The sequence below is a fragment of the Kribbella sp. NPDC049227 genome, from assembly GCF_043197265.1.
Lineage (GTDB): Bacteria > Actinomycetota > Actinomycetes > Propionibacteriales > Kribbellaceae > Kribbella.
In genome coordinates this window covers 230,459-248,845 of record NZ_JBICST010000008.1, presented here as the reverse complement: position 1 = coordinate 248,845, position 18,387 = coordinate 230,459, and the positions used below count along the sequence as shown (strand labels likewise).

Annotated in this window: 19 protein-coding genes; 9 read left to right on the top strand and 10 right to left on the bottom strand. The window is 69.0% G+C overall.

Translation table 11 applies throughout. The features are described 5' to 3' along the window. Positions 1–86: 86 nt before the first annotated feature. Positions 87–686: a dihydrofolate reductase family protein gene (locus ACGFH6_RS34345; RefSeq protein WP_393392418.1), complete on the top strand. Its 600-nt coding sequence runs from the start codon at positions 87–89 to the stop codon at positions 684–686. Here the strand turns inward: ACGFH6_RS34345 and ACGFH6_RS34340 are convergent. Further along, positions 683–1,153, bottom strand: coding sequence for a GNAT family N-acetyltransferase (locus tag ACGFH6_RS34340; RefSeq protein ID WP_393392415.1), 471 nt, complete (start codon positions 1,151–1,153; stop codon positions 683–685). The genes ACGFH6_RS34345 and ACGFH6_RS34340 overlap by 4 nt on opposite strands. Beyond that, on the bottom strand, positions 1,140–2,531 hold the full coding sequence (locus ACGFH6_RS34335) for an MFS transporter (protein WP_393392412.1): 1,392 nt from the start codon (positions 2,529–2,531) through the stop codon (positions 1,140–1,142). The genes ACGFH6_RS34340 and ACGFH6_RS34335 overlap by 14 nt, the downstream gene beginning before the upstream one ends. A gap of 92 nt (positions 2,532–2,623) precedes the next feature. Here ACGFH6_RS34335 and ACGFH6_RS34330 point away from each other — a divergent pair, with 92 nt between their 5' ends. Together ACGFH6_RS34330 and ACGFH6_RS34325 are read left to right on the top strand one after the other, a co-directional pair. Beyond that, positions 2,624–3,226, top strand: coding sequence for a TetR/AcrR family transcriptional regulator (locus ACGFH6_RS34330; protein ID WP_393392409.1), 603 nt, complete (start codon positions 2,624–2,626; stop codon positions 3,224–3,226). Positions 3,227–3,247: 21 nt separating this feature from the next. Beyond that, positions 3,248–4,366 (top strand): MalY/PatB family protein, encoded by a 1,119-nt coding sequence (locus tag ACGFH6_RS34325; protein WP_393392406.1) that lies wholly within the window; start codon positions 3,248–3,250, stop codon positions 4,364–4,366. On the opposite strand, the gene ACGFH6_RS34320 is transcribed toward ACGFH6_RS34325, so the two are convergent. From ACGFH6_RS34320 to ACGFH6_RS34305, 4 genes are all read right to left on the bottom strand, one after another. After that, positions 4,367–4,729: a cupin domain-containing protein gene (locus ACGFH6_RS34320; RefSeq protein ID WP_393392403.1), complete on the bottom strand. Its 363-nt coding sequence runs from the start codon at positions 4,727–4,729 to the stop codon at positions 4,367–4,369. Between the two features lie 118 nt (positions 4,730–4,847). Further along, positions 4,848–5,369: a gamma carbonic anhydrase family protein gene (locus tag ACGFH6_RS34315; protein WP_393392399.1), complete on the bottom strand. Its 522-nt coding sequence runs from the start codon at positions 5,367–5,369 to the stop codon at positions 4,848–4,850. 10 nt (positions 5,370–5,379) lie between these two features. Beyond that, the gene (locus ACGFH6_RS34310; RefSeq protein WP_393392396.1) at positions 5,380–6,045 is read right to left on the bottom strand and encodes a response regulator; all 666 of its coding nucleotides are present in this window, start codon (positions 6,043–6,045) and stop codon (positions 5,380–5,382) included. Further along, on the bottom strand, positions 6,042–7,703 hold the full coding sequence (locus ACGFH6_RS34305) for an ATP-binding protein (RefSeq protein ID WP_393392393.1): 1,662 nt from the start codon (positions 7,701–7,703) through the stop codon (positions 6,042–6,044). The genes ACGFH6_RS34310 and ACGFH6_RS34305 overlap by 4 nt, the downstream gene beginning before the upstream one ends. Positions 7,704–7,866: 163 nt before the next feature. Here ACGFH6_RS34305 and ACGFH6_RS34300 point away from each other — a divergent pair, with 163 nt between their 5' ends. The 4 genes from ACGFH6_RS34300 (at position 7,867) to ACGFH6_RS34285 (ending at position 12,292) form a co-directional block, all read left to right on the top strand. Then, positions 7,867–8,877, top strand: coding sequence for a Bug family tripartite tricarboxylate transporter substrate binding protein (locus tag ACGFH6_RS34300; protein ID WP_393392390.1), 1,011 nt, complete (start codon positions 7,867–7,869; stop codon positions 8,875–8,877). Further along, on the top strand, positions 8,874–9,386 hold the full coding sequence (locus tag ACGFH6_RS34295; protein ID WP_393392387.1) for a tripartite tricarboxylate transporter TctB family protein: 513 nt from the start codon (positions 8,874–8,876) through the stop codon (positions 9,384–9,386). Before ACGFH6_RS34300 ends, ACGFH6_RS34295 begins: the two co-directional genes overlap by 4 nt. Beyond that, positions 9,386–10,888, top strand: coding sequence for a tripartite tricarboxylate transporter permease (locus tag ACGFH6_RS34290; protein ID WP_393392383.1), 1,503 nt, complete (start codon positions 9,386–9,388; stop codon positions 10,886–10,888). The genes ACGFH6_RS34295 and ACGFH6_RS34290 overlap by 1 nt, the downstream gene beginning before the upstream one ends. A 78-nt stretch (positions 10,889–10,966) precedes the next feature. Further along, positions 10,967–12,292, top strand: coding sequence for an MFS transporter (locus ACGFH6_RS34285; protein WP_393392380.1), 1,326 nt, complete (start codon positions 10,967–10,969; stop codon positions 12,290–12,292). Here the strand turns inward: ACGFH6_RS34285 and ACGFH6_RS34280 are convergent, their stop codons facing one another. Beyond that, entirely contained in the window at positions 12,293–12,886 is a 594-nt protein-coding gene (locus ACGFH6_RS34280; RefSeq protein ID WP_393392378.1) for a TetR/AcrR family transcriptional regulator, read from the bottom strand. Positions 12,887–12,983: 97 nt separating this feature from the next. On the opposite strand from ACGFH6_RS34280, the gene ACGFH6_RS34275 reads away from it, so the two are divergent. Both ACGFH6_RS34275 and ACGFH6_RS34270 read left to right on the top strand, forming a co-directional pair. Next, positions 12,984–13,619, top strand: a complete 636-nt coding sequence (locus ACGFH6_RS34275; RefSeq protein WP_393392375.1) for a VC0807 family protein — start codon at positions 12,984–12,986, stop codon at positions 13,617–13,619. A gap of 386 nt (positions 13,620–14,005) precedes the next feature. After that, positions 14,006–15,187, top strand: coding sequence for a winged helix-turn-helix domain-containing protein (locus ACGFH6_RS34270; RefSeq protein WP_393392372.1), 1,182 nt, complete (start codon positions 14,006–14,008; stop codon positions 15,185–15,187). 7 nt (positions 15,188–15,194) lie between these two features. Here ACGFH6_RS34270 and ACGFH6_RS34265 read toward each other — a convergent pair whose 3' ends face one another. From ACGFH6_RS34265 to ACGFH6_RS34255, 3 genes are read right to left on the bottom strand one after another with little or no spacing between them, the layout of a single operon-like run. Further along, positions 15,195–16,439 (bottom strand): MFS transporter, encoded by a 1,245-nt coding sequence (locus ACGFH6_RS34265; RefSeq protein ID WP_393392368.1) that lies wholly within the window; start codon positions 16,437–16,439, stop codon positions 15,195–15,197. Further along, positions 16,436–17,800: a GH1 family beta-glucosidase gene (locus ACGFH6_RS34260; protein ID WP_393392365.1), complete on the bottom strand. Its 1,365-nt coding sequence runs from the start codon at positions 17,798–17,800 to the stop codon at positions 16,436–16,438. The genes ACGFH6_RS34265 and ACGFH6_RS34260 overlap by 4 nt, the downstream gene beginning before the upstream one ends. Next, entirely contained in the window at positions 17,784–18,374 is a 591-nt protein-coding gene (locus tag ACGFH6_RS34255) for a YbjQ family protein (protein WP_393392362.1), read from the bottom strand. Before ACGFH6_RS34255 ends, ACGFH6_RS34260 begins: the two co-directional genes overlap by 17 nt. Between the last annotated feature and the right edge of the window lie 13 nt (positions 18,375–18,387).

Here is an 18,387-nt window from a genome sequence, read left to right as displayed (position 1 = left end):
ACAGGTGTCGGATCGGGTCGGTCGTGTTCGTAGCAGGAGTGACGCCGGCCCACCCGAGGCGGCGCAGGAAAGGAAGGGACTACCACATGAGCACCACCTTCACTGTCGACTTCTTCTGCAGCGTGGACGGCTACGGCATGGCCACAGGCTGGCCCGGATACTGGGGGAAGGAGGGCCCCGAGATCCGCGAGGACCGGGTGCGCACCTTCGCGCAGGACCAGGTACTCGTCTTCGGCGCGACGACGTTCCGGCAGTTCCGGAAGTTCGTGGTCGACTTCGACGAGCCCTACTACGACAGCCTGAACGCGCTGCCGAAGATCGTGTTCTCCAGCACGCTCGAAGAGCCGCTCGGATGGCAGAACTCGACGGTTCTCAACGAGGATGCGGTGACGGCGATCGAGCGCCTGAAGCGCACCACGGACGTCCCGATGCGATCGCACGGCAGCGTCGCGCTGAACCGCGCCCTGCTCGCCGCCGGCCTCGTCGACCGTCTCGAGATCATGATGTTCCCCGCCGTGTCAGGCCGCGCCGGGGCGGCGGCCCTCCTCCACGGCGGGGCCGAGCTCGACCTCGAGCTCGTCGAGTCGACCGTGCTCGACGGCCAGACGCAGAAGCTCGTCTACATCCCGCACCTTCACGGAGAGATCCCCGAGGGCGCCGGACCGCAGCGCCGAAACGCGGATTAGTCACCCACCAGCTTCTCGTAGACGTCTGGGCTCCAGCTCGCGGCGGTCTTGGTGGTGAGAGTGGCGCCGAGGCGTTGGTAGAAGCGATAGCCGGCCTCGTTCTCGAGGCGTAGGCCCCAGCCGATCGTGAGGCGGTCGGGGAGTGCGTGCCGGGCCAGCTCGAGCATGAGGGCCCGGCCGACGCCGGCGTCGCGGAACTGTTCGCGCACGTACAGGTCGTCGAGCGCCAACTGGTCGCCACCGACCCAGAGGTAGGGCCGGCGCAGCGACGACACATAGCCGGCCACCTCCCCATCAACCTCCGCGATCAGCACGATCACCTCTGAGCGACCGAGGAAACCGCGCCAGTCCTCGACGCTCGCGGTGACGTACGCCGACTGGTCCTGATACCCGGCCAGTTCCCGCAGCATGGTCAAGACGGTCTCGGCATCCGCGGGGATCGCGCGGCGGATCTCAATGGACGGCATGGGCTTCTGCTCCTGTCGAAGGCTTGGCGGCCGGTACGACGGCCAGCGCGAGGACCGCGGCGACGGCCGCAACGATCGCGGCGAAGGTGAAACCACGGGTGAATCCGGTCGTCACGGTGCCGGCCAGGCTGGCCGCGGCGATGCTGGACACCACTGCAACCCCGAGCGAACCACCGAACTCGTGGAAGGTGCTCAGAATCCCGGACGCGACCCCAGCCTCGCGGTAGTCGATCTGGCTGAACGTCGTGGTCGACGCGGCGACGAACGCGGCCCCGATCCCGGCGCCCCCGATCGTCGTCCCGATCACCACCATGAGTGCACCATCCCAGATCGCGGGGACAGCGATGCCGATCGCGGCGACGGCCAACCCGACCATCGCGATCGGACGAGCACCCACCTTGCCGACCAGCTGTCCGGACAGGTGTGCCCCGATGGTCGTGGCGACGGCGATCGGGAGGAACGACAGTCCGGTGCGGAGCGCGCCGTACCCCTGGTAGTGCTGAAGGTAGAACGATCCGAGGAAGAAGATCGAGATCATCAGCGCGGTCGCGACCAGGATCAGGAAGGAGCCGGCGGCAACCGGTCGGCGGGTCAGGATCCGCAGGTCCATCAGCGGCGACCGGACGACCCGCTGCAGCCAGGCGAACGCGGCGTACAGCACGACCGCACCGGCCAGGGTCAGAAGAGTCGCGGCGGACAGCCAGCCCCGGTCGCCGGCGTTGATCAGCGCATAGATCGCCGTACCCGTTCCGGCGGTGACCAGGATCGCGCCCGGCAGGTCCAACCGGCCCTGACGCTCAGCCGGCCGGTCGGCGGGCAGCATCCGGAGCAGGAGCGCGAACACGACCAGTCCGACCGGGACGTTGACGTAGAACACCCACTGCCAGCCCGGTCCGGCGGTCAGCAGTCCGCCGATCAGTACGCCGATCGCCGCGCCGCCGCCCCCGATCGCGGACCAGATGCCGAGCGCCTTGTTCCGTTCCTCGCCGTCGAACGTCTTGGTCACCACGGACAGCGCGCTCGGTGACAGCAACGCCGCGCCGACGCCCTGCGCGATCCGGCCGCCGATCAGTAGTTCGGCGCTGTTGGCCAGTCCGCTGGTCAGCGACGCCGCGGTGAACACCAGCAGCCCGGTGAGCACCACGACGCGGGATCCGAACAGATCGGAGGCCCGGCCGCCGAGCAGCATCAGGCCGCCGAACATCAGTGTGTAGGCGCTGACCACCCAGGTCAGCGTGCTGCGATCCAGGCCGAGGTCGGTGCCGATGTGCGGCAGCGCGATCGCCACCACGGTCACGTCCAGGATCAGCATGAACTGCGCGACGGCGAGCAGTCCGAGCAGCCGCCACCGACGCGGGTCCGCTCCGGTTTCTTCCATGATTCTCATCCTCATCAGTCAAGTCGAACACCACTGTTCGAGTTATTGCAGGTACAGTAACTCGTACAGCAGTGTTCGACAAGGGAGTTCCGATGCCGGTGAAGCAAGCGGGTACGACGGGCAAGCGGGCGGACGCGCAGCGCAACATCGCGGCGATCCTGGACGCGGCCACGGAGTGTCTGGGCCGCGATCCGGCGGCCAGTACGAGCGAGATCGCGAAGGCTGCCGGTGTGGGGCGAGTCACCCTCTACGGCCACTTCCCGTCCCGGGCCGAGCTGCTCGACGCGGTGTTCGTGCATGCGATCGAGGGCGGCGAGGAGGCACTCGGTCAGGTCGACCTGAGCGGGGATCCGCGCGAGGCGCTGGCCCGGTTGATCGAGTCCAGCTGGCACCTGGTCGACCGGTATCGCTCGCTCCTGATCGCCGCTCAGAACACGCTCCCGCCGGGCCGGGTGCGGGAGCTGCACGCCGACCCGATGGCACGGGTCGAGAAGCTGATCGAGCGCGGCCGGAAACAGGGCGTCTTCCGCAAGGACCTGCCGACGTCCTGGCTCGTCGGCGTCATGCACAACGTGATGCACGGCGCGGCCGACGAGATCAACGCCGGCCGTGTCACCCCCGACAAGGCGGCCGCCTACATCACCACGACCATCCTGGCCGCCTTCACCCCACCCGGCGACCGCGTCCCGGACTGAGCAATTGGGTACATCCTCGGCATGCTGAAGGTTGCCGAGCTGGCGGAGTTGCAGAAGCGGCGCAGTGAGAAATGGTCCGGCTACGCGCCCGGAGTGATCTCGGCGACGGTGGCGGAGATGGACTTCGACCTCGCCGAGCCGATCGCGCGGGTGCTGCACGAGGCGGTGGACCGCAGCGATCTCGGGTACGCCTTCGAGGTCCCGAAGTCGTTGCGGGAGGCCTTCACCGGCTTCGCCGACCGACGGCTCGGGTGGACCGTGGATCCGGACCGGATCACGTTGGTACCGGATGTGATGGCCGGGCTGATCGAGCTCTGTCTCGCCCTCGCACCAGGTGGTTCGGTCGGCTTCGCGACCGCCGCGTACCCGCCGTTCCTCAGCCAGATCCCACGCGCCGGCCTTCGCACCGTGCTGATCCCGCTGCGTGAGGACGGCTGGTTCGACCTCGACCGGCTCCGCGAGGCGCTGGCGGACGGGCTCGAAGTACTGGTCCTCGCCAACCCGCACAATCCGACCGGCCGGGTGCTCCCGCATGAGGAGCTCGCGGCGATCGCGGAGCTCTGCGCGGCGTACGGCGCCTGGGTTCTGGCGGATGAGATCCATGCGCCGTTGGTGCTGCCGGGCGCGAGACACGTGCCGTGGCTCGAGGTGTCCGACGCGGCCCGCGAGTACGGGATCGTGCTGACGTCCGCCTCGAAGGCGTTCAACCTGGCAGCGCTGAAGGCGGCGATGGCCGTGACCGCGTCCGCCCGCGCGCAAAGCGTCGTCGATCGCCTGCCCTACACCGCCGAGCAGGCCGGACTGCTCGGCGTCCTTGCAGCGGAGGTGGCGTTCTCCGAGTGCGACGACTGGCTCGACGCCGTACTGCGACAACTCGACGACAACCGCGCGTACCTGCGCGACCATCTGCCCGCGGGCATCACCTGGACCCCGCCCGAGGCGACGTACCTGGCCTGGCTCGACTGCCGTGCGCTCGGGCTGGACGAGGAGCCGAGCGAGTTCTTCCTCCGCCGCGCGAAGGTTGCCCTGGGTCCGGGACGCGACTACGACCCGGGCGCCACCGGCTTCGTGCGCCTGAACTTCGGCACCGGCCCCGAGCTCCTCGAGACACTCGTCGACCGGATGCGGTCCGCCGGCTGACTACTCCAGCCAGGTCGTCTCGAACGTCGGGTTGGCGTGGATGTGAACGGCCTCGTAGCCGCCCGGCCCGGTGCGGAACTTGTGCGGCGTGTTCGCCGGTACGACGAGGATCTGGCCGGCCTTGCCGACGATCTGCTCCTCGCCCACGGTGAAGGTCGCCGTACCCCGCCGGATGATGAACGTCTCGGCGTACGGATGCAGGTGCAGTCGCGGGCCGACACCCTCCTTCGTGGTGGCTTCCAGGATCAGAGAGACACCGGCGCCACCAGGCAACTCGGTGTAGTTCTCGGTCCACTCCTCGCCGTCGTCCCGCCCGTCCGCGCGGTTGATCACCACGGCGCCGGTGTTCGCGATATCGGTCATGAGCACCCTCCCTCGGTCTGCTGCCAACCTAACCTCGCACCGGGTCCTTTCACTTTCCTTTCCGGCAGACGACGGGATCGGTCCGGCGTCCGACGGGATCGGTCCGGCGTCCCGGGGCTCAGCCGACCTGCTCGACCGAGGCGGCGTGGCGTTCGGCGAGGTTGTGATAGACGGCGGCGTTGTGGTCGACGAAGAGCTTGGCGGTGCCGTCCAGCGGGACGATCTTCTTGGCCGGGCTGCCGAGCGCCACCGATTCCGGCGGGATGACCGCGCCCGGCGTCACGGTCGAGCCGGCCGCGACCAGGGTGCGCTCGCCGACGACCGCGCCGTCGAGCACGATCGCACCGTTCCCGACCAGCGCCTGCTCGCCGATCGTGCAGTCGTGCACCAGACAGAGATGACCGACGGTCGCGTTCGGCCCGATCTCACAGCCGTTGCTGCCGGAGTGGATCACGGTGTTGTCCTGGATGTTGGCCCCGGCCCGGATGGTGATCGTGCCCAGGTCGGCCCGGATCACCGCGCCGTACCAGATCGACACGCCCGCCTCGACCACGACGTCGCCCACCAGGGTGGCGGTCGGCGCGATCCACGCCTCCGGATGCACGCTCGGGCTCTTTCCCTCAAATGAGAACAACGGCATACGCCGCACCCTACTTGCGCCAGTGGTAGCGGCGTTCGGGACGGCCGGTCGTGCCGTACCGGAGGGCGACCTCGACCTGCCCGCGGGTGCAGAAGAACTCGAGGTAGCGGCGGGCGCTGACGCGGGAGATGCCGACCTTCTCGGCACACTCGGCGGCCGACAGGTTCTGCGCGGCGGCGCGGAGGGCCGCCGCGACCAGGGCCGCGGTCTCCTGGCTCAGTCCCTTGGGCAGCCGGTTGACCGTCGGCCGCACCGGTCCGAGGACCCGGTCGACGTCGGCCTGGCTCGTCACCTGGTCGGGCACACTCGCCCGCCGTCGCGCGTACTCCTCCAGCCGCGACCGCAGGTCCTCGAAACCGAAGGGTTTCAGCAGGTAGTTGACCACTCCTTGCCGCACCGCACCTCGGACGGCGTCCGCCTCGCGCGCCGCGGTGATGACCAGGATGTCGCAGTCCGGCTGCGCGGCCCGCATCCGCGCGATCAGGTCGAGGCCGAAGATGTCGGGCAGGTAGAGGTCGAGCAGCACGAGATCCGGCTGCAGTTCCCCGATCGCCTCCAGCGCCTGCTTCCCGGAGTTCGCCGTACCGACGACCTCGAAACCTGGCACCCGGTCCACGAAACCGCGGTGGATGCGGGCGACCATGAAGTCGTCGTCGACGACCAGGACGGAGATCATCGGGCTCCCTCGGGCAGGCGCTGGACGGACATCCGCGCGATGAACGCCGCGCCGCCGTCCTCGGTGTTCGTGACCGCGACCTCGCCACCACGCCGCCGGCAGACCAGCCGTGTCATCGCCAGACCGATCCCGCGCTCACCGCCGGCCGCGGCCTTGGTGGTGAAGCCGTGCGCGAACACCTCCTGCGCCAGCTCGGGCGCCACCCCGGGACCGGAGTCGCGAACCACGATCTCGACGCTGGCGGCGTCCTGCCGCAGCTCGACCTCGACCCACGCGGGCGACAGCGGCGTACCCGACTGGGCGGCCGCGTCGATCGCGTTGTCGACCAGGTTGCCGATCACGGTCGCCACGTCGGCCGACAGTTCCGGGTCGAGCCGGAGCAGCGTGGTGCGTTCGGACACGCGGAGCTCGACACGGCGTTCGGCCGCGACGGAGGACTTCGCCATCAGCAGGGCGGCGACCGCGGTGTCCTGGACCCGCCGGGTCACGGTCAGGTCGAGCGACTCACGATAACGGTTGAGCGCGCCGACGTACGTGACGACCTCGTCGTACTCCCCGATCTGGATCAGCCCCGAGATCGTGTGCAACTGGTTCGCGAACTCGTGGGTCTGGGCCCGCAGCAACTCGGTGGAACTGCGGAACGAGCCGAGCTCACGCTCCAGCTGAGCCAACTCGGTGCGGTCGCGCAGAGTGGTGACCGAACCGAGCGAATGCCCGTCCTTGGTGACGCTCATCCGGTTCATCACCAGCACCCGCCCACGCCGTACGACGACCGCGTCGCGGGCCTCGTCACCGGAGTGCTCCCCGGCCAGCACCTCCCGGAGCCGGCCCTCGATGCCCAGCTCACGCAGGCTCCTGCCGACCGCGTTCTCCGGCAGGTCGAGCAGCCGCCGGCCGACGTCGTTCACCAGCGTCACCCGCAGGTGCGGATCGAGCGCGACGACGCCCTCGGCGAGTCCGTAGAGCATTGCCTCGCGGTGCTCGGCCAGCCCGGCGATCTCCCGCGGTTCGAGTCCGAGCGTCTGCCGCTTGATCCGGCGGGCGAGCAGCCACGAGCCGAGCAGCCCGAGCACACACGCGATGCCCAGATAGATGGCCAGGTACGACGATGCGCCGCGGAGCCGCTGCCAGATCGACGGAGCCCGCTCACCGACCATCACCGTGCCGATCTGGTCCCCGAGCGTCCCGTCCGGCTGGTTGTCCGCGTCCGTTCCCTGGCTCAGCACCGGGACCTGCGAGACCAGCTCGGTCCCGTCGCCGACACCCAGTTCGCCGGACCAGCCGCGGCCTTTCGCGACGCCGGGATCACCGAGCGTCAGCGTGCTGCCGAGCGCGGACAGGTCGGTCGCGGCGATGACACGGCCCTTCGAGTCGGCGATGGTGATCGAGGTGACGCCGGACTGGGTCAGCGTGGTCTGGAGCAACGGTGCCAGGACCTCGGCCGGCGCCGGGTGCCGGATGCCGAACCGCAGCGTCTGATTGCCGGACAGCTGCTCGGCCAGGGCGGTCACTCTGCGTCCCTCGACCCGGTTGAAGGTGGCCGCGGACTGGGCGAGCGAGACCGCGGCGACGGCGACCAGCACCACCACGACGATCGCCAGCTGCAGCACCAGCAGCTGACCGGCCAGCGTCGGCCGCTTGCCCAGTCTCAACGCCATGCCGCATGATCACCGGTCGAGCGCCGGCTTTGCCACCTCTCGGCCGGATTCGGCGTGTGACCACAATGAACTCAACCTCCGCTGCTGACACAAGGCAGACGGCACTCCGCGGGGAAGGTCACGATCATCGCCTGAACCCCTTGGACGTGAAAGGACTCCGCCGATGAGGTCTCCCCGGTTACTGGTACCGACCGCGGCAGCGATGCTCGCCCTGTTCACCGCGACCGCCTGCGGCGCGACCGCGGACAAGGAGGACAGCGCCGACGCCGGCAGCGGCAAACCGGCCACCGGTCTGCGCCTGATGGTGCCGAACACGGCCGGCGGCGGGTACGACACCACCGCCCGGGTGGCGGCGAAGGTGATGGACGACGCCAAGATCGCCACCGGCGTCCAGGTCTTCAACCTGCCCGGCGCCGGCGGCACGGTCGGCCTGCAGCGGACCGTGAACGAGAAGGGCAACGGCAAGCTCGCGATGCAGATGGGCCTCGGCGTGGTCGGGGCGACGTACACCTCGAAGTCGAAGGCGACGCTGACCCAGACCACTCCGCTGGCCAAGCTGATCGAGGAGGCCGGCGCGATCGTCGTACCGAAGGACTCGCCGTACAAGTCGATCGGGGACCTGGTCACCGCGTGGAAGGCGAACCCCAAGGGCCTCGCGGTCGGCGGCGGCTCGTCCCCCGGCGGTCCCGACCACCTGCTGCCGATGCAGCTCGCGCAGACCGTCGGGATCGACCCGAAGGACGTCAACTTCGTCTCGTACGACGGCGGCGGCGAACTGCTGCCGGCTCTGCTGGGCAACAAGATCGCCTTCGGCGCCAGCGGATTCGGTGAGTTCCTCGATCAGGTCGAGAGCGGCCAGGTCCGTGTCCTCGCGGTGACGAGTGAGCAGCCGATCCAGGCGCTGAAGGACGTGCCGACGCTGAAGTCGTCCGGCATCGACCTGGTCTTCACCAACTGGCGTGGGATCGTGGCACCGCCGGAGATCAGTGCCGAGGACAAGCAGGTCTGGGTCGACGCGCTGACCAAGATGCACGACTCCCCCGAGTGGAAGGCCGAACTGGCCAAGCGCGGCTGGACCGACGCCTTCGTCACCGGTGACGCGTTCGCCACCTTCCTGACCGACCAGGACAAGGCGGTCGCGGACATCCTGACCAAGCTGGGGCTGGCGGCATGAGCACCGCCGAGCCTCAGGTCGAGACTCGGCGGGATCGGGCGCAGTACGCCGTGTGCGGGTTCCTGGCTGTCGTCGGTGTCCTGGTGATCATCGACGCGGCCCGACTCCGGCACATTGCCAACAGCAACGACCCGATCGGGCCCAAGCCGGTCCCGATCGTGCTCGGCGTACTGCTCCTGGTGGTCGCCGCCCTGTACACCGTCGACGTCGCGCGCGGTGGCACCGGTGCGGCCGAGGAAGGCGAGGACATCGACCCGACGTCGCCGGTCGACTGGCGGACGGTCCTGCTGCTGGTCGCCGCGTTCGTGGTCAACCTCGTGCTGATCGAGCCGCTGGGCTGGGTGATCAGTGGCGGGCTGCTGTTCTGGGGCTCGGCGTTCGCGCTCGGCAGCCGGCACCACCTCCGCAACCTGGTCATCGCCGCCGGGTTGTCGCTGGCAACGTTCTACGCGTTCGCGATCGGCCTCGGTGTGAACCTGCCGGCCGGCGTACTGCAAGGGATCCTGTGATGGACAACCTGAACAATCTGCTGACCGGGTTCGGCGATGTGCTGACGCCGATGAACCTGCTGCTCGCCCTGCTGGGAGTGACGGTCGGGACCGCTGTCGGCGTACTGCCCGGCATCGGCCCGGCAATGACGGTCGCACTGCTGCTGCCGATCACCTACGGCCTCGAGCCGGTCCAGGCGTTCATCATGTTCGCCGGCATCTTCTACGGCGGCATGTACGGCGGATCGACCACGAGCATCCTGCTGAACACCCCCGGCGAGTCGTCCTCGGTGGTGACAGCCATCGAAGGCAACAAGATGGCCCGGGCCGGACGGGCGGCACAGGCACTCGCGACCGCGGCCATCGGGTCGTTCGTGGCCGGCACCATCGGTACGGCGCTGCTGGTCCTGGTCGCACCGCAGGTGGTGAAGTTCGCGATCAGCCTGGGCGCGCCGGACTACCTGGCGATCATGCTGCTCGCGTTCGCCGGTGCCACCTCGGTGCTCGGCTCGTCCCGGATCCGCGGGATCGCCGCGTTGCTGCTCGGCCTGGTGATCGGGTTGGTCGGGATCGACAAGGTGACCGGGCAGGAGCGGCTGACCTTCGGCCTGCCACAGCTTGCCGACGGCATCGATGTCGTCGTCGTTGCCGTCGGCATCTTCGCGGTCGGCGAGGCGCTCTGGGTGGCCGCGCACCTGCGCCGGAACCCGGGCACGGTGATTCCGGTCGGGCGGCCGTGGATGGGTCGCTCGGACTGGCGTCGTTCGTGGAAGCCTTGGCTGCGCGGGACGGCGTACGGGTTCCCGATCGGTGCGCTGCCGGCCGGTGGGGCGGAGATCCCGACGTTCCTGTCGTACGCGACGGAGAAGAAGCTGTCCAAGCACCCGGAGGAGTTCGGGCACGGTGCGATCGAGGGCGTGGCAGGGCCCGAGGCCGCCAACAACGCGTCGGCCGCGGGGACGCTGGTCCCGATGCTGGCTCTCGGGCTCCCGACCAACGCGACGGCCGCGGTGATGCTGGCGGCGTTCACGTCGTACGGGATCCAACCCGGTCCATTGCTGTTCCAGCGGGAGTCGTCGCTGGTGTGGGCGTTGATCGCGAGCCTGTTCGTCGGCAACCTGATGCTGCTCCTGCTCAACCTCCCGCTGGCGCCGGCCTGGGCGAAGCTCCTGCAGATCCCGCGGCCCTACCTGTACGCCGGGATCATCTTCTTCGCCTCGATGGGCGCGTACGCCGTGAACGCGCAACCGCTCGACCTGCTGCTCCTGCTGTTGCTGGGCCTGCTCGGCTTCACCATGCGCCGCTTCGGCCTCCCGGTCCTGCCGCTGATCATCGGCGTCATCCTCGGCCCGATCGCCGAACGCCAGGCCCGGATGTCCCTCCAACTGTCCAACGGCGACCCCTCCGGCCTCATCGGCGGCCCCGTCTCCTACGTCATCTACGCGGTCATCCTCATCCTCCTCACCTGGCCCCTCGCCGCCAGGCTCCGCTCCCGCAAGCCGCAGCCGGTCACAACTTCCTGATCGGAGCGTGTCAATTTGCCGTCGGGGACTTCGACGTACAGGTGAGAGGACGAACTCACCGAGGCGAAGGGCGATCCGATGAGCACGACAGGGACTGCGGCGAAGTCCAGGACATTCCGGCGGTTGCTGGCGAACACGCTGGTGGCGAACGTGACGACCACCTTCCTGGCGTTCGCGCTGGCGTTCTGGGTCTACCTGGAGACCAAGTCGGTGCTGGCCGCGTCCATCGTGTCGGGCGTATCCATGCTGATCGGCGCGATCTCCGGCACGATCTTCGGTGCGGTCGTCGACACCCACCGCAAGAAGACGGCGATGGCACTGTCGAGTGCCATCACCGGAGTCGCGTTCACGACAGCCGGCGTCGTGTACGTCGTCGCCGGCGAGCGGGCCAGCAACTGGCACGGACCGTGGTTCTGGGCGTTCACCGGCCTGATCCTCGTCGGCAGTATCGCCGGCCAGCTCCGCAGCATCGCCCTCTCGACGACCGTGACACTCCTGGTCCCCGCGGACCGCCGGGACAAGGCGAACGGCCTGGTCGGGACGGTCAACGGCGTGGCCCACCTGCTCACCAGCATCCTCAGCGGACTGTCCGTCGGCCTGCTCGGCATGGGCGGAACGGTCGCCATCGCCGTCGTCTTCACCATCGTTGTCCTGGTCGACCTGCTGGTCTCGATCCACATCGACGAGCCGCGGCCCGAGGGGCACCACCAGGCGCGCTTCGATCTCCGCGCCACCTGGCAGACGCTGCGCGGCGTACCCGGCCTGCTCCCGCTGGTGCTGTTCAGCAGCTTCAACAACCTGGTCATGGGCGTGTTCATGGCGCTGATGGACCCCTACGGCCTGAACCTGTTCTCGGTGGAGTCCTGGGGCGTCGTGCTCGGCATCACCAGCATCGGCTTCATCGCCGGCGGTGCGCTGGTGGCCCGCTTCGGCCTGGGCCGCCGGCCGCTGCGAGTCCTGCTGGTGGCGAACGTCGCCATCGCGGTCATCGGTATGGGTACGGCGATCCGCGAGTGGCAGTCGCTGCTGGTGCTGGGGATGTTCGGGTTCATGCTGGTGATCCCGATCGCCGAGGCGGCCGAGCAGACGATCCTCCAGCGGCTGGTCCCGTTCCAGCAGCAGGGCCGGGTGTTCGGCGTCGCGCAGAGCATCGAGGCCGCGTCCACCCCGATCGCCGCGTTCGTCATCGGCCCGGCCGCGCAGTTCCTGCTGATCCCCTACATGGAGTCGGCGCCGGGCCGGTCCACCTTCGGCTGGCTGCTGGGCGACGGTCAGGCCCGCGGCATGGCCCTGGCCTTCGTGGTCGCGAGCCTGCTGATGCTGATCGTCGTACTGCTGGCCTTCCTCAGCACCGCCTACCAGCGCCTCAACATCCGGTACGCCGCCGAGCCCGTGCCGGCCTAGTCAGCCGTGCGAGCGCAGGAGCGGCAGGTACACCTGGTCGACGATCTCGACCAATACCGCGTCCGGGACGGACGTCGCGCCGTTCAGGGAGTACTCGTTCCGCAGCAGGTCGACCGCGACCGTGGCGACTCTGGGGGTGAGCGCGGAGGGGTCGACCTCACCGCGGCTCACCGCCCGGGCCAGGACCTTCAGCCAGACGGCGACGCCCGCGCGCGAAGCCTGCTCGCGGAGGTCGCGGATCCGCTCGGGCTCGCCCTGGATGCCCGCGATCAACTCCCGCAGGATCTGCCCCAGTGGCGTTGACATCCGGTCGTTGGCCCGCTGGAGGAGCGCCAGCGCGTCCGAGCGGACCGAGCCGGTGTCCGGCGCATCCTCGGGGTCGGTCGGCAACATCCGCAGATAGGCGGCGACGCAGAGCGCCCCACGGCTCGGCCAGCGCCGGTAGATGACGTTCTTCGCGGTCCCGGCGCGGGCGGCGACGGCGTCCATGGTCAGGCCGCGGAACCCGACCGCGTGCAACTCCTCGATCGTCGCCTGCAGGATCGCCTCGTCCAGCGCCGCGCCGCGACGGCGGGTCGGTCTCGCGCTTGTCACTCAACCTCCCCTGAGAGATACCCAGAGTATCCCATGACATTCGGCATGTTCACGCTCACTTCCGCTCGCTTAAGCTACTGCCAGTATCTTACTCGGGATGGAGATGACGATGCAGAAGAAGGCAGTCCTGATCGGGTTGCTGTGGGACCTAGGCCTGCCGGCCGCGGTCTTCTACGGAGCCCGCGCGCTGGGGTACGACGTACTCCCGGCTTTGGTGGCCGGTGGAGTGGCGGCCTTGATCCGGGTCGCCTTCGTGGCCGTCGTACGGCGACGGCTGAACGGGCTCGCGGCCCTGGTGGGTGGCACGTTCGCGGTGCTGGTGATCGTGTCGCTGCTGACCGGGGATCCGCGGATCCTGCTGGCGAAGGAGTCGGTCCTGTCCGGTGCGGCCGGTCTGCTCCTGGTCGGTTCGTGCCTGCTCGGCAAGCCGTTGGTCTACACGCTGGGGCGGAAGCTCAACACCGGCAAGCCGGACGTGCTGGCGCAGTGGGACGAGCGGTGGCGGACCGAGCCGGCGTTCCGCGGGCACTTCATGAAGCTGACCGCGGTGTTCGGCGGTGTGCTGCTGGCCGACGCGATCGTCCGGTTGGTGCTCATCTACTCGCTACCGGTCGACCTGATGGCGAACCTGTCGCCGGTGCTGCATGTCGCGGCGCTTGCGGTCCTGGTCGGCTTGGCGCTGTGGTTCCGGAGCCGTCGGCAACGAGCGATGGAGCAGGCGAATGCGCGGTAAGGGGATCAACTACGACCACAGCTGATCCCGCAAGGCCGTCTTCCACGCCCTCAGCACGACCTACGCCACGATGGCCCCCTCCTCATGACCACCCGCCTCTCCCTCACCGCCGTCCTCTGGCTCGCAGGCCGCCGAAGATCCCGCGAGACTGTGCAGATGGACGGGTAGTGCGCCTGCGAGACGCCGTACACACTCCGCAGGCACCGCTCAGGTGCACTACCGACCGACCAGTACCTCCTGTCCACCTGCACGCCGCCGGATAGGTTCGGGGTATGGGTCGGCGGGTTGTTGGGGACGCGGTGGGGGTTGATGCTGCTCGGCGGATTGTGTTGGGGGCGCAGGGGTTTGGGGGGCGGCGGTCTTCTGGGCGGGGCGACGTACGGCAGGTGCGGAAGGCTGTTGGGCGGGCCGGGGTACTGCAGGTCGACTCGGTGAATGTGTTGTGCCGGTCGCACTATCTGCCGGTGTTCGCGCGCGCCGGGGACTACGCGCGTACGACGCTCGATCGGATGAGCTGGGGTGAGCCGCGGGAACTGTTCGAGTACTTCTGGGGACACAAGGCGGCGCTACTCCCCTTGAGCTACTACCCGTTGCTGAAGTACCGGATGCGGGCGGCGGAGCGGCAGGTCTGGGACGCCAAGCTCGACCCGGACGTGACCGCGCCGTGGTCCGTGGTCGTCGGGATGCAGCGGTTGACCGCCGAGCGGCCCGGGTTCGTCGACGAAGTACTCGCACGGGTGACCGACCAAGGCCCGATCTCCGCCGGCGAGGCGAGCCCGGACGGCGTACGTCGGAAGCGGTCCGAGCCGGACCCGGATCCGAGCACCGGCCGGATGTGGAACTGGCAGGACGCGAAGATCGCCATCGAGTACCTGTTCTGCACCGGCCGCGTGACGATCGCGGGGCGGCGGAACTTCGAGCGCCTCTACGACCTGACCGAACGCGTCCTGCCCGCCGACGTCGTCGCCAGCCCCGCGCCGGACGCCGCAGACGCCCGTCGGGAACTGGTCCGGATCGCCGCCCGCGGCCTGGGTATCGCCACCGCCCGCGACCTCTGCGGCGCCGGCACCGGCCACTACCCATTGCCCACAGCAACCGCCCGCGAGATCATCGGCGACCTCGTCGACTCCGGCGAACTGATCCCCGTCCAGGTCGAAGGAGTCACCCAACAGAGCTACCGCTGGCACGAGTCGACCGACCGCCCCGTCGACGCCCGCGCCCTCATCTCCCCCTTCGACCCCCTGATCTGGAGCCGCGACCGCACCCACCATCTGTTCGACTTCTTCTACCGCATCAGCATCTACACCCCTGCCCCCCAGCGCATCCACGGCTACTACGTCCTCCCCTTCCTCCTCGGCGACCGCCTGGTAGCCCGGGTAGACCTGAAGTCCGACCGCCCCACCTCCACCCTCCTGGTCCCCACGCTCACCCCAGAACCCAACGCCCCCGACTTCACCCAACCCTTGGCGGACCAGCTCCGCGTCCTGGCCCAGTGGCTCGACCTGAACCACATCCGTGTCACGGCGAGCTCGCCCGCCGTACCGCTCACCCAAGCCCTCAACAGTTGAGGGCCGCTCAGCTGACGGACTTCACCTTGGTGACCAGTACGCCGGCGAGCACGGTGACGAAGGAGGCCAGGAGGTACAGGACCGGGTAGCCGCCCAGGTGTTTGACGATGGGGGCGGCGATGGCGGGGGCGAGGACCTGGGGGAGGGAGTTGGCGATGTTGATGACGCCCAGGTCTTTGGCGCGGTCGCGGGCGTTGGGGAGTACTTCGGTGAGCAGCGCGAAGTCGACCGACAGGTAGACGCCGAAGCCGGCGCCCAGGACCACGGCACCGAGGATCGCACCGGGCCAGGTCGGCCAGACAGCGAGGATGACGCCGGCCACCGCCATCACCACACCGGACCACGTCACGAAGATCTTGCGGCGGGCGGTCCGGTCGGACCAGCGTCCGAAGCTGATCGCCGTGGTGAGAACGCAGACGCTGTAGATCGCGGTCAGGATCAGTACGCCGGTGTCCGCGTCCGAGATCCCCACCTCGTCCTGCAGGTAGTAGAAGAGATACAACGTGCCCAGCGCGTTCCCGACGTTGAACAGGAACCGCGTCAACCACGCCCAGCCGAAATCCGGATACCGACGAGGGCTGATCCAGAACCCCCGCAGGAACTCCCCCACCACCAACGGCGAACGCTGCAGCAACCGCACATCGCCACTACGCAACAGATAAGGCACGACCGACAGAAACAGAAAGACGGCACAAGCCACATACCCCAGCGCGAACCCACCGAACGCTGCCGCCAGCGCAGTACCGACCAGCGCCCCGAGCACCTGTGAGATCGCGACCCATCCACCGACAACCCCGCGCTGCGCGACCGGAACCCGATCCGGCACGGTCGCAGTGATTGCCGCAAGCAACGCATTCCCGAACAGCTGCACCAGGCACCACCCGAGCAGCATCAACCCAACGGCCCGCGAGTCCGCCAGGATCAGTAACCCGGCAACCCCACCGACAGCCCCGGCCAGCACCCAAGGCACCCGCCGCCCGTGCCGCGACATCGTCCGGTCGGAGATCGCCCCGAACGCCGGATTGGCCACCACCGACACCGCGGCCCCGACTCCGGTCACCAACCCGAACACGAACTCCTTGTTGCCCGGAGCAACCGCCTCCGACTGCTGCGCCAGCAACACCTGGATCGGCCCGAGCCACGCGGCGAACACTCCCACGTTCGCCAGTACGACGGCCGACGTCCACCCGGCCCGGACCCGCACGGTCGGTTCCGCCAGCGCGGCGGGCACGACCCCGGGCTCGGGAATCATCCGCGGCCGATCACGTCACGGAACCAGTGGTACGACGCCTTGGGCGTCCGCTCCAGCGTCTCGAAGTCGACGTGCACCAACCCGAACCGCTGCGAGTACCCGGCAGCCCACTCGAAGTTGTCCAGCAACGACCACTGGAAGTACCCGCGGACGTCGATCCCGTCGTCGATCGCCTCCTTCAACGCCCGCAGATACCCGTCGAGGTAGTCGATCCGCCGCTGGTCGTTCACCACCCCGTCGACCGGTTCGTCGTTGATCGCGCACCCGTTCTCGGTGATGTAGAGGGGCGGCAGCCGATCGCCGTACCGGTCCTTGAAGGTCCGCAGGATCTCGCCGAACGCCGCCGGCACCACCGGCCACCCGAAGTCCGTGGTCGGGTACCCGGTCAGCTGCCGCGGCTCGAAAGGCAACCCGGGCGGCAGCGGGATCCCGTCGGTCGCCGCCGTATCGGCCTGCCCCGTCGCGGCGCCGACGGACACCGGCGAATAGTGATTGATCCCGAACCAGTCCAATGGCGTCGAGATCACCGCCAGGTCATCGGCAACCGGCCCCGGCATCGCCGCCTCGAACCCAGCCGGGTACGTCCCGAGCAGCACAGGATCGGCGAACAGCCAGTTGATCAGATTGTCGTAGAGACCGGCCGCCTCCTTGTCCTCGACGCTGTCGCTGGCCGGCCACGTAGGAGCGTGGTTGCTGGCGATCCCGATGGACGACGCGCCGCCCGCCCGCAACGCCTGGACGGCCCGACCATGCGCGAGCAACTGGTGATGCGCGACCGGAAGTGCATCGAAGAGCAGTTGCTTCCCGGGCGCGTGCGCACCGAGGGAGTAGCCCATCAACGTGAGCACCATCGGCTCGTTGATCGTGATCCACATCGGCACCCGGTCCGCGAACCGCTCCGCCAGCAGCAACGTGTACTCCGCGAAGCGATCACAGATGTCGCGGGACAGCCAACCGCCCGCGTCCTCGAGCGGCTGCGGCGTGTCCCAGTGGAAGAGCGTCGGCGCCGGCTGGATCCCCGCCCCGAGGAGCGTGTCGATCAGCCGGTCGTAGAAGTCCATCCCGCTGGCCACGGCCGGCCCGGTCCCCGACGGCTGGATCCGCGACCAGGAGAAGGAAAACCGGTAGGTGTCCACCCCGAGTTCCCGCATCAGCGCGACGTCCTCGGCGTACCGGTGGTAGTGGTCGCAGGCGACCGCGCCGGTGTCGCCGTTCAGGATCCGGCCCGGCTCCGCGCAGAAGGTGTCCCAGGTGGAGGGGCCGCGGCCGCCCTCGGCCACGGCCCCCTCGATCTGGTACGCCGACGTCGAGACCCCCCAGCGGAAGCCGGGTCCGAAAGACAGGTCAGCTGTCACTCGCATCATCCTCATCGGGTGTGGTGTCCTGCGGCCGCGGCGGCTCGTCCTGGCGCACGATGACCGCCGTACCGTAGGCGGCGACCTCGCTCATCGTGTTCGCGATCTCGTTGCAGTCGAACCGCATCGCGAGGATCGCGTTGGCGCCCATCTGCTGCGCCATCTGGCACATCCGCATCACCGCCACGTGCCGCGACTCGGCCAGCATCTGGGTGTACTCCGGGACCTCGCCACCACCGAGCGACCGGAAGCCGGCGGCGAAGTTCGACCCGAAGTCGCGGCTGCGCACAGTCAGCCCGAAGACCTCGCCGAACACCTTGTCCGCGGTGTATCCGGGCAGGTCGTTCATCGTCGAGACCAGCACCGGGTACGGCGATCCCTGCGGCGCGACGTGCGGCGCGTTCTGCTGAGTCGGCTGGTAGTTACCAGGAGCCTGTCCGTACCCGGGCTGCTGCCCGTAGCCCTGCGGCGGACCCTGCTGATATCCCTGCTGCTGCGGCGGGGCGTACCCGGGCGGCGGACCCTGCTGGTAGCCCTGCTGCGGCGGGTATGGCTGGTTCGGAGGAAAGTTCTGGTTCATGCCCTCATCCTGA

Bases quoted from the DNA above. Each gene is read 5' to 3' on its own strand.
- ACGFH6_RS34345 (WP_393392418.1), top strand. From the start codon at position 87: ATGAGCACCACCTTCACTGTCGACTTCTTCTGCAGCGTGGACGGCTAC.
- ACGFH6_RS34340 (WP_393392415.1), bottom strand. From the start codon at position 1,153: ATGCCGTCCATTGAGATCCGCCGCGCGATCCCCGCGGATGCCGAGACC.
- ACGFH6_RS34335 (WP_393392412.1), bottom strand. From the start codon at position 2,531: ATGGAAGAAACCGGAGCGGACCCGCGTCGGTGGCGGCTGCTCGGACTG.
- ACGFH6_RS34330 (WP_393392409.1), top strand. From the start codon at position 2,624: ATGCCGGTGAAGCAAGCGGGTACGACGGGCAAGCGGGCGGACGCGCAG.
- ACGFH6_RS34325 (WP_393392406.1), top strand. From the start codon at position 3,248: ATGCTGAAGGTTGCCGAGCTGGCGGAGTTGCAGAAGCGGCGCAGTGAG.
- ACGFH6_RS34320 (WP_393392403.1), bottom strand. From the start codon at position 4,729: ATGACCGATATCGCGAACACCGGCGCCGTGGTGATCAACCGCGCGGAC.
- ACGFH6_RS34315 (WP_393392399.1), bottom strand. From the start codon at position 5,369: ATGCCGTTGTTCTCATTTGAGGGAAAGAGCCCGAGCGTGCATCCGGAG.
- ACGFH6_RS34310 (WP_393392396.1), bottom strand. From the start codon at position 6,045: ATGATCTCCGTCCTGGTCGTCGACGACGACTTCATGGTCGCCCGCATC.
- ACGFH6_RS34305 (WP_393392393.1), bottom strand. From the start codon at position 7,703: ATGGCGTTGAGACTGGGCAAGCGGCCGACGCTGGCCGGTCAGCTGCTG.
- ACGFH6_RS34300 (WP_393392390.1), top strand. From the start codon at position 7,867: ATGAGGTCTCCCCGGTTACTGGTACCGACCGCGGCAGCGATGCTCGCC.
- ACGFH6_RS34295 (WP_393392387.1), top strand. From the start codon at position 8,874: ATGAGCACCGCCGAGCCTCAGGTCGAGACTCGGCGGGATCGGGCGCAG.
- ACGFH6_RS34290 (WP_393392383.1), top strand. From the start codon at position 9,386: ATGGACAACCTGAACAATCTGCTGACCGGGTTCGGCGATGTGCTGACG.
- ACGFH6_RS34285 (WP_393392380.1), top strand. From the start codon at position 10,967: ATGAGCACGACAGGGACTGCGGCGAAGTCCAGGACATTCCGGCGGTTG.
- ACGFH6_RS34275 (WP_393392375.1), top strand. From the start codon at position 12,984: ATGGAGATGACGATGCAGAAGAAGGCAGTCCTGATCGGGTTGCTGTGG.
- ACGFH6_RS34265 (WP_393392368.1), bottom strand. From the start codon at position 16,439: ATGATTCCCGAGCCCGGGGTCGTGCCCGCCGCGCTGGCGGAACCGACC.
- ACGFH6_RS34260 (WP_393392365.1), bottom strand. From the start codon at position 17,800: ATGCGAGTGACAGCTGACCTGTCTTTCGGACCCGGCTTCCGCTGGGGG.
- ACGFH6_RS34255 (WP_393392362.1), bottom strand. From the start codon at position 18,374: ATGAACCAGAACTTTCCTCCGAACCAGCCATACCCGCCGCAGCAGGGC.